Source organism: Ruminococcus sp. J1101004sp1_RTP21198st1_B9_RTP21198_201120, assembly GCF_040924245.1.
Lineage (GTDB): Bacteria > Bacillota > Clostridia > Lachnospirales > Lachnospiraceae > Blautia_A > Blautia_A faecis.
In genome coordinates this window covers 1-15,302 of sequence record NZ_JBCOMI010000002.1, presented here as the reverse complement: position 1 = coordinate 15,302, position 15,302 = coordinate 1, and the positions used below count along the sequence as shown (strand labels likewise).

Annotated in this window: 13 protein-coding genes; 6 read left to right on the top strand and 7 right to left on the bottom strand. The window is 41.7% G+C overall.

Annotated elements, in window-relative coordinates:
- Nucleotides 1-17 precede the first annotated feature (17 nt).
- Nucleotides 18-1,202 (bottom strand): DnaD domain protein, encoded by a 1,185-nt coding sequence (locus tag AB5618_RS01225; protein WP_226814863.1) that lies wholly within the window; start codon nt 1,200-1,202, stop codon nt 18-20.
- A 518-nt stretch (nt 1,203-1,720) separates the two neighbouring features.
- Nucleotides 1,721-3,100 carry a UDP-N-acetylmuramate--L-alanine ligase gene (gene murC / locus AB5618_RS01220; protein WP_148463566.1) on the bottom strand — a complete coding sequence of 460 codons (1,380 nt, stop codon included), beginning with the start codon at nt 3,098-3,100 and terminating at the stop codon, nt 1,721-1,723.
- A gap of 410 nt (nt 3,101-3,510) precedes the next feature.
- On the opposite strand from murC, the gene AB5618_RS01215 reads away from it, so the two are divergent.
- The 4 genes from AB5618_RS01215 to AB5618_RS01200 all read left to right on the top strand — a co-directional run bounded on the left by AB5618_RS01215 (nt 3,511) and on the right by AB5618_RS01200 (nt 7,761).
- Nucleotides 3,511-4,788, top strand: coding sequence for a glucose-1-phosphate adenylyltransferase (locus AB5618_RS01215; protein ID WP_148463565.1), 1,278 nt, complete (start codon nt 3,511-3,513; stop codon nt 4,786-4,788).
- Nucleotides 4,785-5,903 (top strand): glucose-1-phosphate adenylyltransferase subunit GlgD, encoded by a 1,119-nt coding sequence (glgD, locus tag AB5618_RS01210; protein WP_118577983.1) that lies wholly within the window; start codon nt 4,785-4,787, stop codon nt 5,901-5,903. Before AB5618_RS01215 ends, glgD begins: the two co-directional genes overlap by 4 nt.
- A 54-nt stretch (nt 5,904-5,957) precedes the next feature.
- Complete coding sequence (gene spoVG, locus AB5618_RS01205) at nt 5,958-6,233, top strand: septation regulator SpoVG (RefSeq protein ID WP_118577982.1); 276 nt, start codon at nt 5,958-5,960, stop codon at nt 6,231-6,233.
- A 271-nt stretch (nt 6,234-6,504) separates the two neighbouring features.
- The gene (locus AB5618_RS01200) at nt 6,505-7,761 is read left to right on the top strand and encodes a hypothetical protein (RefSeq protein ID WP_148463564.1); all 1,257 of its coding nucleotides are present in this window, start codon (nt 6,505-6,507) and stop codon (nt 7,759-7,761) included.
- An 89-nt stretch (nt 7,762-7,850) separates the two neighbouring features.
- Here AB5618_RS01200 and pduB read toward each other — a convergent pair whose 3' ends face one another.
- From pduB to AB5618_RS01175, 5 genes are all read right to left on the bottom strand, one after another.
- Entirely contained in the window at nt 7,851-8,564 is a 714-nt protein-coding gene (gene pduB / locus AB5618_RS01195; RefSeq protein ID WP_118577981.1) for a microcompartment protein PduB, read from the bottom strand.
- Between the two features lie 65 nt (nt 8,565-8,629).
- Nucleotides 8,630-10,501 carry an ABC transporter ATP-binding protein gene (locus AB5618_RS01190; RefSeq protein WP_148463563.1) on the bottom strand — a complete coding sequence of 624 codons (1,872 nt, stop codon included), beginning with the start codon at nt 10,499-10,501 and terminating at the stop codon, nt 8,630-8,632.
- Nucleotides 10,488-12,317, bottom strand: coding sequence for an ABC transporter ATP-binding protein (locus AB5618_RS01185; protein ID WP_148463562.1), 1,830 nt, complete (start codon nt 12,315-12,317; stop codon nt 10,488-10,490). Before AB5618_RS01185 ends, AB5618_RS01190 begins: the two co-directional genes overlap by 14 nt.
- Nucleotides 12,318-12,601: 284 nt before the next feature.
- Nucleotides 12,602-13,264, bottom strand: a complete 663-nt coding sequence (locus tag AB5618_RS01180) for a sensor histidine kinase (RefSeq protein ID WP_148463561.1) — start codon at nt 13,262-13,264, stop codon at nt 12,602-12,604.
- A gap of 14 nt (nt 13,265-13,278) precedes the next feature.
- Nucleotides 13,279-13,983: a LytTR family DNA-binding domain-containing protein gene (locus AB5618_RS01175; protein ID WP_148463560.1), complete on the bottom strand. Its 705-nt coding sequence runs from the start codon at nt 13,981-13,983 to the stop codon at nt 13,279-13,281.
- Between the two features lie 165 nt (nt 13,984-14,148).
- Between AB5618_RS01175 and AB5618_RS01170 the strand changes: the two genes are divergently transcribed.
- Nucleotides 14,149-14,706 carry a biotin transporter BioY gene (locus tag AB5618_RS01170; RefSeq protein WP_148463559.1) on the top strand — a complete coding sequence of 186 codons (558 nt, stop codon included), beginning with the start codon at nt 14,149-14,151 and terminating at the stop codon, nt 14,704-14,706.
- Nucleotides 14,690-15,106 carry a DUF1284 domain-containing protein gene (locus AB5618_RS01165; protein WP_306467730.1) on the top strand — a complete coding sequence of 139 codons (417 nt, stop codon included), beginning with the start codon at nt 14,690-14,692 and terminating at the stop codon, nt 15,104-15,106. Before AB5618_RS01170 ends, AB5618_RS01165 begins: the two co-directional genes overlap by 17 nt.
- Nucleotides 15,107-15,302 lie beyond the last annotated feature (196 nt).

Sequence of the window (15,302 nt, the reverse complement as noted above, 5' to 3'; positions counted from 1 at the left end):
AAATCTGTTTCCAGGATTTAATTTGGCTTATTAAGCAGTTTCTTCTCATATTCAGCAAAATCGTAGTCACGCTGATGGAAATTGTTAAAGCGGTTTGGAGCTGCAGATTTCGGCTTGTCTGCTTTCGACACTGCTTTTTCCAGTTTGCGCTTCTGGTGCTGGGCATCCTGAAGGCGGACATCCCCTAAAGTGCGGATATTCTTATCCTTCCAACGCTGCAGAATTTTGTCTGCATATGGAAAACTTGGCTGTCCAGTCTGCAGAATTGTCCGTGAGCAGGCTTCCTGAATCAATTCCATGGCAAAACCATAGTCCCTGGTCCAGGTATTGATCAGCGAAATTTCCGCGTCTGAAGGATTGCGGTTGGCAATTCCCATCGCTTTCAGAACAGAAAAATATTCTTTGCTGTAGCGGGAGGTGGAATCTTTTGCCATTTCAACTGTGGTAATTCCTTCCTCCTTCCATGCCATGGCAACCGTCTCGATATAACGGATGCTGCGGTGGTCACGTCCCACACAGTATTCGATCAGATAATCGATCAAATCTACAGACATGTGCAGCTCGTCGTAGAAAAACAGGATCTTGCGTGTCTCTGTGGGGGTGAGCGTTTTGCCGAGGTATTGCTCGGCAATGTAAAGAAGCTGGATAATATCTTCATTCTGTTTCAGCTCCTTCACGCGATCTGGGGTAAGCGCTTTCGTCTCGGAAAGTGGTTTGGAGGAAGGCGGAGGGACAGGCAGATCTGTGCTGCGGTAGGAAAGCTGATCAGTCTGCAACGATTTATCAGTGGGGGCATTAGGGATGCCGGCTGGGGGGTCTGGGGCAGAAATGTGATAAGCATCAGGCACATCTCCGAGCGAACCAGCGTTACAGGTACCAGAAGGAGTCACCGTAGCCAGCATATCTGCTTCATTCCACGGTGCCTGTAAGGTAATTCCTGTCAATTCAGCTTCTTCGTATAAGAGGGTAACCAGTTTCTCAGACTCCCAGTATTTCAGCGCACGGAGGATATCTCCTTCTGTACAGAACAGGGAGTCTGCCATCTGGGAAAGCCCGAAAGCTTCCTCCGGGCGGCCAAGCATACGGAGCAGATAAATATAGACCTTTACAAATTCTCCATTTGCCTTTGGCATAAAACGGTCGATAAAAATATTGGATAAAATGGTGGCATCATTAAGCCCTGTACTATGTAACCTGATCATGGAAACACTCCTTATCTGGGAATATGAATCATCACTGTTCATTGTGTTTGCATTATAGCACACCCCTTTTTAAATGAGAATAGGAGATTTTTTGCCGGAATTTTTACAAAATGTGTGTGGATTGCAATGTGGATAATGTGGATAATGTGGAAACCAAGTTGCATATAATGTTTATGGGAAACCCGAAAAATGCGAAAAATTAAAGAAAAACTGTGATTTTTGTCGAGTTATGTCGTAGTATTATGTTAAGCACTTTATACACATAAGAATCCACATGCAGACCAGTGCAAAAATGTGCATAAGCCTGTGGATAATGTGGATAACTATTAAATTGCTTGAATTTCCAAGCTTTTTTCAATGTGGATAATTATTTTTGGCAAAAACAACTTGTGACTGTGGATATGAGAAGGTATGCACGTTTTGCCAGGAAAAACAGATCAGAGATAATAAAAATGATAAAATAAAAACAGCGGATGCAGGTCTTAAAAAGACATGACAACCGCTGAAATTGAAATCAATTATTTTCCCAGTAACTGTTCTCCGATTTTTACAACATCTCCGGCACCCATTGTGATCAGCAGATCTCCGGCTTCACAATTGTTCAGCAGGAAGTTCTCAATCTCATCAAAGGTTGGGAAATATTCGCATGGGGTACCAAGCTCCTGGATCCGTGCCTGCAGATTCTGGGAAGAGATTCCAAGATTATCCGTTTCTCTTGCTGCATAAATGTCTGCCAGAACCACATGATCGGCAAGCTTAAGAGCCTGTGCAAATTCCAGAAGAAGAGCCTTGGTACGTGTGTAAGTATGAGGCTGGAATACGCACCACAGCTTCTTGTGTGGATAATTGTGTGCAGCGTTTAAAGTAGCCTGGATTTCCGTTGGATGATGCGCATAATCATCAACAATCGTAACGCCTGCTATTTCGCCTTTATACTGGAAACGGCGATCTGTTCCTGTGAAACTGCCAAGTCCTTTGACAATGACATCATCCGGAATCTGAAGAAGCTGGGCAAGAGCAATTGCTGCCAGGGCATTGGAAACATTGTGGCTGCCCGGAACTTTCAAATAGAAACTTCCGGTCTTTCTGCCGTCCTTCAGAACGGTAAAGGATGCATGTCCATATTTGTCATAAGTGATATCTGTGGCCTGATACTGAGCTTCATGATCCAGACCATATGTAATAATTTTACATGAAAGGTCTTTGATAATATCCTGGTAATGCGGCGTATCCGCATTAATGATCAGGGCTCCGTCTGCAGGAAGCAGCTGGGCAAATTTGCGGAAGGAATGACGGATGTCGTCAATATCCTTAAAAAAGTCCAGATGGTCAGCATCAATGTTCAGGATCACACTGATCTTCGGGAAAAAGCTTAAAAAGCTGTTGGTATACTCACAGGCTTCTGTGACAAATGTTTCGGACTGACCTACTCGGATATTTCCCCCGATAGAAGGAAGAATGCCACCAACACTGATGGTCGGATCCGCATCTGCTTCCAGAAGAATCTGGGAGATCATGGAAGTAGTGGTGGTCTTGCCATGGGTTCCGGAAACTGCGATTGGGGTATCGTAGTTGCGCATGATCTGACCAAGAAGCTGGGCTCTGGTCAGCATTGGAATGCCTTTTTCCACTGCACTGGCATACTCCGGGTTATCCGGATGAATGGCTGCAGTGTAAACTACAAGTTCTATATCGTCTGTAATATTGGAAGCGCGCTGTCCGTAAAAGATGCGCGCACCTTTCCTGGTAAGGGAATCCGTAAGCGGGCTTTCTTTGGAATCAGAGCCGGAAACTTTAAAATCCTCGCCGAGAAGGATCTCAGCAAGTCCGCTCATGCTGATTCCGCCAATACCGATAAAATGGATATGAAGCGGTTTATGGAAGTCTATTTGATACATGTTAATCTCCTTATTCTAATCATTTTTCAGCGATTCAATATTATTGAAGGGAAAGCCTCCTGAATCGTTATGAATTTTTACAATTACTTTCATTTATTATACCCCGAACTGTGAAAATTGCAAAGTATTTCTTTGGATAGTCGGTAACCAATATGGTTCACTCTATGACCGGTAATACGCTTTGCGATGCATATCATGCAGAATACCTTTTTCAGACAGTCTCCAAAGGACAGTGACATTACTGTGCAAAATGAATAAAAAATAGTGGTCGGAGTTTCATTTGTGTCGAAAAAACATGTACAATAACGATAAAAAAAGTAAAATATCAACAAATAATTTGTAAAATATGTTTATTAAACATGGGAAGTATGGTATAATGATAAATCATAACTACAACAAGAGGTGATAGCATGATTAAAAAAGAAATGATTGCCATGCTCTTAGCCGGCGGCCAAGGCAGCAGACTTGGGGTACTGACAGAAAAAGTGGCCAAACCAGCAGTAGCTTTTGGAGGTAAGTACCGTATCATTGATTTTCCGTTAAGTAACTGTATTAATTCAGGAATTGATACAGTTGGAGTCCTGACACAGTATCAGCCTCTGAGACTGAATACCCATATAGGTATCGGTGTTCCGTGGGATCTGGACAGAACTGAAGGCGGTGTAACCGTACTTCCACCTTATGAGAAGAGCACAAACAGCGAGTGGTACACAGGAACAGCCAATGCCATTTTCCAGAATATGGCGTATATGGAGCAGTACAATCCCGATTATGTGCTTATCCTTTCAGGAGATCATATATATAAGATGGATTACGAGGTTATGCTCGACTTCCACAAGGCAAATAAGGCGGATGTGACCATTGCCTGTATGCCTGTACCTATTGAGGAAGCCAGCCGTTTCGGCATCATGGTAACGGATGAGACTTTCCGTGTAACTGAATTTGAGGAGAAACCAGAGCATCCAAGCAGTAATCTGGCATCTATGGGAATTTATATTTTCAGCTGGCCGGTTCTGAAGGAAGCGCTTTACGCACTGAAGGATCAGCAGAGTTGTGACTTTGGTAAACATATTCTTCCATATTGCAAGGATAAAGGACAGCGCCTTTTTGCCTATGAATACAATGGCTACTGGAAAGATGTTGGAACTCTTGGTTCCTACTGGGAAGCAAATATGGAACTGATTGATATTATTCCTGAGTTTAATCTTTATGAGGAATTCTGGAAGATTTACACCAAGGGCGATATCATCCAGCCACAGTATATTTCAGAGGAGGCCGTTCTGGACAGATGTCTCATCGGTGAAGGCTCTGAAATCTATGGCGAAGTACATAATTCTGTAATCGGACCGAATGTTGTGATCGGAAAAGGCAGTGTGATCCGGGATTCTATTATCATGCGGAATACAATCATCGGTGAGAATGTAGACATGGAAAAGGCAATTGTGGCAGAGGACGTAACCATAGGAAATGACGTGGTTCTTGGCTGCGGCGAGGAAGCACCTAATATAAAGAAACCTGCGGTATATGCATTTGGCATTGCGACCATAGGAGAAGGCTCCGTGATTCCGGATAATGTTAAGATTGGAAAGAACACGGCGATTTCCGGTGTGACCACTCCGGCAGATTATCCGGATGGCATTCTGGAAAGCGGACAGGTAATTGCAACAAAGGACGGTGACAAATCATGAGAGCAATCGGAATTATTTTAGCCGGCGGTAACAATAACCGCATGAGAGAATTATCAGACAAAAGGGCAATTGCAGCAATGCCTATTGCCGGAAGCTACAGAAGCATAGATTTTGCCCTGAGTAATATGGCGAACTCCCGCATTCAGAAAGTAGCTGTACTGACTCAGTACAATGCACGTTCCCTGAATGAGCATTTAAGCTCCTCCAAATGGTGGGATTTCGGAAGAAAGCAGGGCGGTCTTTTCGTATTTACTCCTACTATCACCAAAGAAAACGGTTTCTGGTATCAGGGAACTGCAGATGCTATTTATCAGAATCTCAATTTCCTGAAGAACAGTCATGAGCCATATGTTGTCATCGCATCCGGTGACTGCGTGTACAAGATGGACTATAACAAGGTTCTGGAATATCACATTGCGAAACGCGCTGACATTACCGTTGTATGCACTACATGTCCGGATCCTTCCGAGGTTGAGCGTTTCGGTGTCCTTCGCATGAATGAGGACTGCAGGATTGAGGAATTTGAGGAGAAGCCAATGGTTTCCCCATATAATACTATTTCTACAGGTATTTATGTGATCCGAAGAAGACAGCTGATCGAACTGATTGAGAAGGCTGCACAGGAAGGTCGAAATGACTTTGTAAAAGATATTCTGATCCGTTATAAGAATCTGAAGAGAATCTATGGATATAAGATCGACAGCTACTGGAGCAATATTTCCACTGTTGAATCTTACTATAAGACCAACATGGATTTCCTGAAACCGGAGATCCGTAACTACTTCTTCAAACAGGAGCCAGCAGTTAAGACCAAGATTGATGATCTTCCACCGGCTAAATACAATCCTGGCGCAGATGTTAAGAATTCTCTGATTTCCAGTGGATGTATTGTAAACGGAGTGGTTGAGAATTCTGTCCTGTTTAAAGATGTTTATGTTGGAAATAATTGCGTAATTAAAAATTCCGTAATTTTGAATGATGTATATCTGGGGGATAATACACATATCGAGAATTGTATCGTTGAAAGCCGGGGAACCATCCGGGCAAATTCGTACTACAGCGGTGATGGAGAAGTAGAGATCGTTGTGGAGAATAATGATAGATATAGCTTGTAATATAATAAGACTTAAAGCGCAGTAAATGCGATTAAGAGGAAAGGGGCAGCAAAAATGAACATTACAGACGTACGGGTGAGAAAGGTTGCAAAGGAGGGGAAGATGAAAGCTGTAGTCTCCATTACCATTGATGAAGAATTTGTAGTACATGACATCAAGGTGATCGAAGGAGAGAAAGGTCTTTTCATCGCAATGCCAAGCCGCAAAGCAACCGATGGAGAATATCGGGATATCGCGCATCCAATCAATTCTTCCACTCGTGACAAGATCCAGACGATCATTCTCGAGAAATACCAGGAAGCTGCAGCAGAGGAAGAAGCTGCGGTATAAGAAGGAGAGAGGTTTTTACATCCCGCATTTTATGGAGAGATTCATGAAATGCGGGATATTTTTTGCAAAAACATTCCTGTGATTTGCCCAAACTATTTCACGGTATATTGTGCCTGAATTTGTTCTATAACCATGTATTTCATTATCTTTCCAGATTCTGGATAATTGTGAAATATTACGTAAATGTTACAAAAGTTAAATAAAAGTGTTGAAAAAATTACGAAATATGTTATACTTGACATACGAAAAAAATAACGAGGTGTTTACATAGATGAGATTTAAAAAGATTTTTTCAATGTTGTTAACTGGAATCATGATTGTTTCTATGCACGGGGCAGTATTTGCTTCTTCTACGGAGGAACAGATCGCTGATGTACAGGCACAGAAAGAAGCTGCGCAGGCAGAACTGGCACAGCAGCAGTCCAACATGGCATCTCTGGAGAGCAAGAAGCAGGAGCTTGAAAGCTATCTGGAAGAGCTGAATGCTCAGTATACAGACCTTACCAACAGTGTATCTGAGCTTGGAATTCAGGCAGCGGAGAAAGAAGAGCAGCTGAAAACTCTGAATACCCAGCTTGAGGAAGCCAAGGCCACAGCGGACAAGCAGTATCAGGATATGAAGAAGCGTATTGTATACATGTATGAGAATGGAAGTGCTTCCATGCTGGAGCTGCTTTTGTCCTCAGAAGATCTGGCTCAGTTTCTGAACCGTGCAGAAAATATAGCCCAGATTTCCCAGTATGACAGAGACATGCTTGCTAAATATAAAGCCCTTCAGGCAGATATCAAGGCCCAGGAAGAGCAGGCAGAAGAGGAAGCTCAGAATATTAATGAACTTCTGGCAGAGAAATCTGCCAAACAGCAAGAGGTACAGGCACTTACTGCAAGCACAAATGAGAACATTCAGTCCTATATTTATCAGATCAGTGCCAGCCAGGATGAAATCAGTGCTTTAAATACACAGATCAGTAATGCAGACAGCAGTATTTACAGCCTTTTGCAGGCTGCAGAGGCAGAGAAAGCAGCCCAGGAGGCGCAGGTAGCCCAGGAAGCTGAGGCTGCCGCCCAGTCACCAAGTGACGGGGAAAACTATGGCACAGAGGAATCCTACGATGACTACAGCGAGTCTGAAAGTGATTCCAATCAGGACGCAGATGACAGCAGTGCCTATGATGATTCTTATACCGAGTCATCGGACAGCAGTGAAAGCTCCGACAGTTCTTCCGAGGGCAGTAGTTCATCTTCACAGGGAACCTACCTTGGAACCTTTACTCTCACCGCATACTGTAACTGTGCACAGTGCTGCGGAACAGCAGGAAACCTGACAGCCAGCGGAACTGTTCCTACAGCGGGAAGAACCGTTGCCATGGCTGGTGTGCCATTCGGAACTCAGCTCCTGATCAATGGAAATGTGTATACAGTGGAGGATCTTGGAACACCTTACGGACATGTGGATATTTATTTTAACAGCCATTCAGAGGCACTTGCATTTGGACTTCAGAGTGCGGAGGTTTACAGACTGAATTAAGGAAAAAGAATACGCCCTGACAGGATTAAGATCATTAAAATCTTCTGCCTGTCAGGGCATTTGTCTGCAATAATATATAGGGGGGATTGTTATAAATACGGTTCTCCCGGAATTTCCGGATAGCTTCCCATTCCGATCAGCAGTTCCAGGCCGATCTGTCTTGCCTGGAGTACAGCCTCTTTCACAGCACTGGCATCTCCGGAGAGGGCAAGGATAACTTCATTGGAATGGCTTGTACCGATACTCGGTGTCATATAGCGTGTAATATGAACTGCAGAAGCCTTCATTGCAGTGTCTGCCATTACAAGTCCAATCGCTGCCGGAGAACCTGCCATGAATCCGAAAGCTTCCCCTGGAACTGCGTGAAAGGCCATGGCAAGAGCACCGCCTGCATTGGCTGAAAAAGCAAACTCCAAATGACCGGATTCGCTGATATATAATTCTCCTGCATACTTATTAGTTAGTTTCAGCGCCAGCGAAATAGCGTGGCGCACATCTGAAACATCATTTCCGCCAATCACAATATAGTTGCCGTGTCCACCCCAGCCTTTGGTATCCCGTGGAAATTCAATGGAAAGAACCTCTGTGCCAGTGGCTTTCACCGCATCATCGACAGCAGTGATCTGACCTGCTGCACCTGTACGGGAACTGAAAAGTCCAAGGGTATGATAGCGTGTCCCTATATTCATTTCCTTTAAAAGAGTATCATCAACTCCTGAAATTACAAGTCCGATGGTATCCAGAACAGCAGTTCCCACAAATTCAGTGCGGGCGCATTTGGTACTGATACTGTGTACGTCCATGGAAAAAACCTCCGTAGCATTACTTTTCCTTAGTTTAACATGATTAAGGGAAATTGAAAAGCTGTTTATCTATAATATTGCGCCTGCGCCGTCCATAGTTGGAAATATTTTCCACTTTTATCGGCAGCAAGCTCCTGGTGAGTTCCAGTCTGAATCACAGATCCTTCATGAAATACAACTATTTTATCGCAAAATTTGCAGGAAGACAGACGATGACTGATATAAATGGCAGTTTTATCGCCTGTTATTTCATTAAATTTTTCATATATTTCAGCTTCCGCAATGGGATCAAGAGCTGCAGTCGGTTCGTCCAATATAATAAAAGGGGCATTCTTATAAATAGCTCTTGCAATAGCTATTTTCTGAGCCTCTCCGCCGGAAATGATAATTCCCTTTTTATTGAAATCCTTGTAGAGATAAGTATTCAGACCTTCTGGCATTGTGGAAAGGCGATTGTAAAATCCGGATTTCTTCAGAGCACTTTTTACTTCTTCTTCGTCATAATTGATTTTGGCGGCTACATTTTCTCCAAGAGTTAGGGAAAAAAGTTTGAAGTCCTGAAATACCACGGAAAAAATCATCATATATTCTTTGTAATTATATTTTCGGATATCGATTCCGTTAAGAAGAATTTTTCCTTCTGTAGGATCGTAAAGGCGACATAGGAGTTTGATAAACGTAGTCTTTCCACTTCCATTCATACCAACGACAGCCAGCTTCTGACCGATTTTAAATTTCAAATTAATATTTCGAAGGGCATATTGTTCACATCCCGGATATCGGAAAGAAACATTTCGAAATTCTATTTCATACTTTCGGTCACTGCGTTTTTCAGTAGTCAGGCTTCCCTGATACATGTTATTGGGAATGTCCAGAAATTCAAATGTCTGTTTCAGAAAAACAGCATTGTTTTGCATATCTTCAATGGTGGAGATACAGCCGGATACACTTGAATATACTTTCGTAATAGAGGAAATATATTTTGTAACCGCTCCGATTCCAAAGGCACCTGTCCAGGCTTTTAAGCATACAAAAACATAGGCAATCCCTGTGAAAATTACAGATACTGCGGAAGACGCTGCCATGTAAAATCCAACAGGTCCCTTTCCATATCTGGCAAATAATCCCTTGGAACCGAAAGGATTTTCTTTGCTCAGATTATGCTTTTCGCATATTTTTTCCTGTTGGTAAATCCGCATATCCGCTGCCTTTTTGCTATCATAGCCCAGACGTCCGTAATATGCAAACAAACGATTGGAAAAGGTATGCAGATCTGCACTTCTGACCCAGTATTTTCCTGCCTTTCCAGCGAGTACAGGCGAAAACCAGGTAATCAGTACCATAACAGAAATTATGGCTGTTACACATACCGGATTGTTAAGAATAACAAGTTTTTCTGCTGTTTTTGGAATCTGGCTGGTGAAAAGGGAAATGGTCATGGATAAGCCACAAATGATCGAAAATCCTTCTGAACACAGAGCTTCATAATTTAACAGAACATTGTATAGTCCCCACCCAGGTCCATTGAGATTTTGAATAATGGAAGAATATAACTCCATAGTTTTGCTATCATCTAAATCACAGTAATCCATATCAAAAAGTTTTTCGCACAAAATTTGCTTGATTTTCATTCCAAGACCTGCGCTCCAAGTCCTTTTCCATTTTTTAAGAAATGCAGATATCAAGCTGATTCCTGCTCCGGATAATAAAGTAATCGTTACCAGAAAACGAATGCGGTCAGGGCTTCGGTCGCCTGCAAGTTCTTCAATAACAAGTGCAGATAAATATATGATTATATAGGGAGTCAGTGCTTTCCAGATGGTCAGACTGATTTGGGAAAGAATTAATTTTGGATAATATCGGTAAAAAAGCTTATATGCTCTGTGATTAAGCTGCAGTGCTTCTTTTAACGATATGTTTTTCTCATTTGTCTTCATTTTCCTCATCTCCTTCCCTGTAATATTTGCTTTGAACCTCATAGAGAGCAGCGTATTTTCCACTTTGCCTTAACAGCTCTTCGTGAGTTCCTTCTTCCTGTATTTCTCCCTGCTCCAGCATTAAGATTCTGCTGCAGAATCTGGTAGAAGCGAGCCGATGGGAGATATAAACTGAGGATTTTCCTTTTGTCATTTCGTCATATTTCTGATAAATGTCTGCTTCAGCAATGGAATCGAGTGCGGCAGTTGGTTCGTCCAATATAATAAAAGGGGCATCTTTATATAATGCGCGGGCGAGCATAAGGCGCTGTGTTTCTCCACCCGAAAACATAATTGCATTTTTGTAAACCTCACGATTCAGAAAGGTTTGATACTTATCTGGAAGAGCTTCTATTTTTGGAAGCAAGCCGGCTTTTTTGATACAATTTTTCACCTGTTTCAGGTCGAAATTTTCTGTTTGCGCCACATTTTCTGCAATGGTTCCCGCTAACAATGAAAAATCCTGAAACACTGCCGAGAACAGCTTATAATAGTCTTTTCTGTTATAGTTTCGGATATCTGTTCCATTCAATTTTACCTGTCCTTTTGTAGGATCAAGAAACCCACAGATTATTTTGATCAACGTAGTTTTTCCAGCACCATTAAGACCTACAACTGCCAGATTTTCTCCTGGATGTAAGGTAAGATTTATATTTTTTAAAGTATCTGTTTCAGCTCCTGGATAGCGAAATGAAACATTTTCCAAAACAATTTCATAATTATTTTTAGCGTCCTGATTTAAGGTAAGTCCATCTTTGAAACGGAATAATTCCGGATAATCCAGACATTCCCGGACCGTGGAAATATCAAGAGACTGTCGGTGCAATGTGCCAAGTCCTTCCAGAATTCCTGTAATCCAGCCTGAAAAACTGTCCACTGCAGTAAAATAAAGCAAAAAAGCAGGCACATCAAGACCGCGGTATAATACCAAATAAATTAAATATGCGTAGACCGCTCCATTGCGCAGAAAAGTAAAAGTCAAATCTGCAATTCCAGCCCAGATATAAACACTTTCTGCTTTTCGATGAAATGCTGTAAATTCCCTGGCTGTTTTGCTGTATAATTCTTCCAGCCAGAAACGAAGACCGAAAATGCGGATATCTTTTGCTGCACCAAAGTCAGCTGCACGGTTTAATAAATATGCCATTTGATGTATATATTCAGCTTCTTCCTCCCGATGTTGATACTTATATTCATCTAATCTTTGAGAGATAAAATAACTGATTCCGGCAGTTGACAGAATGACCAAAATCAGAATTGGATGAATTTGTGTAAGAAGACCGGCGTAAATAAAAAAACAGACAATATTGATCAAAAGTACAGTTAGTGTATTCCAGATTGCTTCAGTGGCCTGATCGTTATTGTCCGTATATTCGGCCGATTTGGTCAGTAATTTTTTGAATTTCATATCGTCTATATTGGGATAAGATGTTGTGGATGCTTTTTTGTTTAAAAGATTTACAATCTCACAACGGACACTGATCCGTCCGCAAATTACGTTTTGATTTGCATAAGCCAATGCAGCTGATACCAGCATTATCATAAGCACAAAAATTACAATTGTAAAAAGCAGTTCCTGAATGGAAACATGATTTTCTATTGCACTTAATATGACAGGAGAAACATAAAGGTTAAGAAGGTTCTGTATAATGGTTAACAGTGCGATAAAAAAGCTGATCACCAGAACTTTCTTCTCCTGAGAAGTGCAGGCAAGTTTAATCATGAACCATATATTTTGAAAAGTACTGTATTTTGATACAGGATTTTTTTGAAACATGATTTTCCCTTCTTTCTTATTTTTCTTTTGATACCAGATTGCTACGTGCTTTGCACTCCCGCAATCTTCAAAAACATTCGTAATCCGCTCATTTTTCTTCGGAAAATGGCTACTTACTCATGTTTTTTGCGGGTCAAGAGGTCAAAAATCCTCTTGCAAGCGAGCTTGCATCGGATTTTTGACCTTTTGACTCTGGTATCATTAAAAAGATTCTTAATATGATTTTACCAGAAAAAATATCCCCGGATTAAACCGGGGATGAATTGCATGTTTCGGGGGATGAATTATAACTGGGGCAGTAAAATCTCAGTGGTAAAGGCGCCCTCTTCACTGTTTCGGCTGATATATCCATCAGATCGCTTTACTATATCATCAATACGGATCAGCCCCAGACCATGACCATCACCTTTTGTACTTTTAAAAAGATTTCCCTGTTTTTTCAACTTCTTTCCCGCTGTAAAGTTAGTGAAAGAAATGTATAACTGCGTGTTTTTCATGTCCATATAAATGCGGATCAGTCGTTTTTCTTTGGGAAGCTGCAGGCTGGCTTCTATGGCATTGTCGAATAAATTTCCAATAATACAGCAAAGATCAATTTCAGAGGAATTCAGCTTAACAGGAATGTCAGCATCTGCAATTACCTGAATATCTTTGGACCGTGCCAGTGATATTTTAGAATTTAAAATAGCATCTGTCATGGCATTTCCGGTTTTTATCACAGTATCTACTGTGGTAAGATCCTTGTCAAGAAGATCGAGATAATGTCTGATTGCGTCCCAGTTTTCTGTGGCTGCATAAGCCTTCATTGTTTGGATATGATTGCGATAATCATGGCGCCAGCCTCGCATCTGGCGGTACATATTATCAACCTCCTGATAGTGAGTTTCAATCAGTTCCTTCTGATATGCAGCCATTTTTTTAGCTGCTTTTTTCGAAAATAAATGCATTTTAATCTCCCAAATCAGTCCATATTAATGATTGCCCGGTTAACCTTCTCATAAGCGCCGCGTGGAAGGGGGATTATACTTCCATCCTGCAAATAAATCTCTTTTTTTGTAACCCGGCTGATTTTTTTTAGATTTACCAAAGCAGAACGTCCCGCTCTGAAAAAATGAGAATCCAGCTTTTTTTCCAATTCGCTTAAGGTCATTTTCAGGGTGATAGTCTGTTGACTGTGAATCGTAATATAATTGCTGTTTACCTCTGCATAATTGATCTGACAGATGGGCAGACGAATCATCTCACCCTGACTGATTATGTTAAGAACCTTCTCATTCTTGATAAGCTTTGTGACTGCACGGTCAAGAACTGTAAAGAACTTCTCTTCTTGTATGGGCTTCATCAGATAGTGAAGGGCATCTACTTCATATCCGTCAGAAATATAGTCTGCGTATCCGGTGATAAATATAATTTGTACGGTCTGATTATCCTGCCGCAGCTTCCTTGCCATGGTAACACCATCCATGGCGCCCATTTCTATATCAAGGAGAAGAATGTCAAAATCTTTTTTCTCGGCATAATGAAACAAAAAATTTTCGGCTGATGTAAATTCTGAAATCTGTATATGATAACTGTTATGACTGCCCCATATTTCGCACAGAGAAGAAAGATAATTTCTGTCTGTGGCAAGGTCATCACAAATTGCAATTCTATATGTTTGACACAATTTTTTAATCCTCCATTTTACAGAAGTATAGCACGTATGCGGGAAACATGTCCAGATTCTTCACGAAGAGAATTGTAAACCAAAAACAAATAATAGGTTGACAATTGCAACGTAACTGTGTTAGATTGTATCTGACAAAAATAATATTTACTCGAGGAGGAGAATATGAGTACCGTAACCGCAACAAAGACAAAAACATACGACCTGGCATACATAGCTATTTTCGCCGTACTGATCGCAATCTGTTCCTGGATTTCCATTCCAATGACAGTGCCGTTTACATTACAGACATTTGGTGTATTTATGGCTGTTGGTGTGCTTGGCGGAAAGAGAGGCAGCCTGGCTGTACTGGTTTACATTTTACTTGGAGCTATTGGTGTTCCTGTATTTGCAGGATTTTCAGGAGGACTTGGTATTCTTCTTAACAATACCGGCGGTTACATCATCGGATTTCTTTTCTCCGCCCTGGTAATGTGGGCTATGGAATCTCTCTGGGGCAAAAAGCCTGTTATTCAGATTCTTTCCATGGTAGTCGGACTGATTGTCTGCTACGCAATGGGAACTATCTGGTTCATGGTTGTATATACAAGAACCTCCGGAGCTGTCGGACTTGGAACCGTACTGGGCTGGTGCGTAATTCCATTTATCATTCCTGACCTTGTAAAGATCGCTCTGGCATTTGTTTTGTCCAGAAGGGTACGTAAGCTTGTACCAATGCAGTAAAAAAGAACGTCAGACATATCCCATTCGCCCTCACCACGGGATGTGCCTGGCGTTTTTTATCGGAAATGGCTACAGCACTGGATTTACAGCCCATATGCAGGAAATGCTGGAGCTTTTTACAAAAGGGGCAGATGTTTGTCTCACAGTAAAAACTGACGAAATCTGCTCAGCCTGTCCAAACAATAGCCAGGGAATCTGCGAGGCAGCCGAGAAGGTGAAAAGATATGACAATGCAGTGCTGGCAGAATGCGGCTTAAAAGAAGGTCAGAAACTTGCATTCCCGGAATTTACCGAAGCAGTACAGAAAAAAATTATTGAAACGGGAAAAAGAACGAAAATCTGCGGTGACTGCCAGTGGAACCGGATCTGCCAGGAACAGCCGAGCCGGTGGAGTAAATGAAGTGGCAGGGAATTATGTTTATAAAAATATCTTTCGGAATTTTACAGGTGGATAGCGACAAAGTAAATCCAGTTTCGAAAGAATAAATTTAGCAGTTTTTGGGAAAAATACAGAGGGGACTGTCGGTGTGAACCGCTCCCCGTCAAGTAGACAATTGAAAAAATATAAATTTTTCCTGCCAGCAGAAATTTATCTG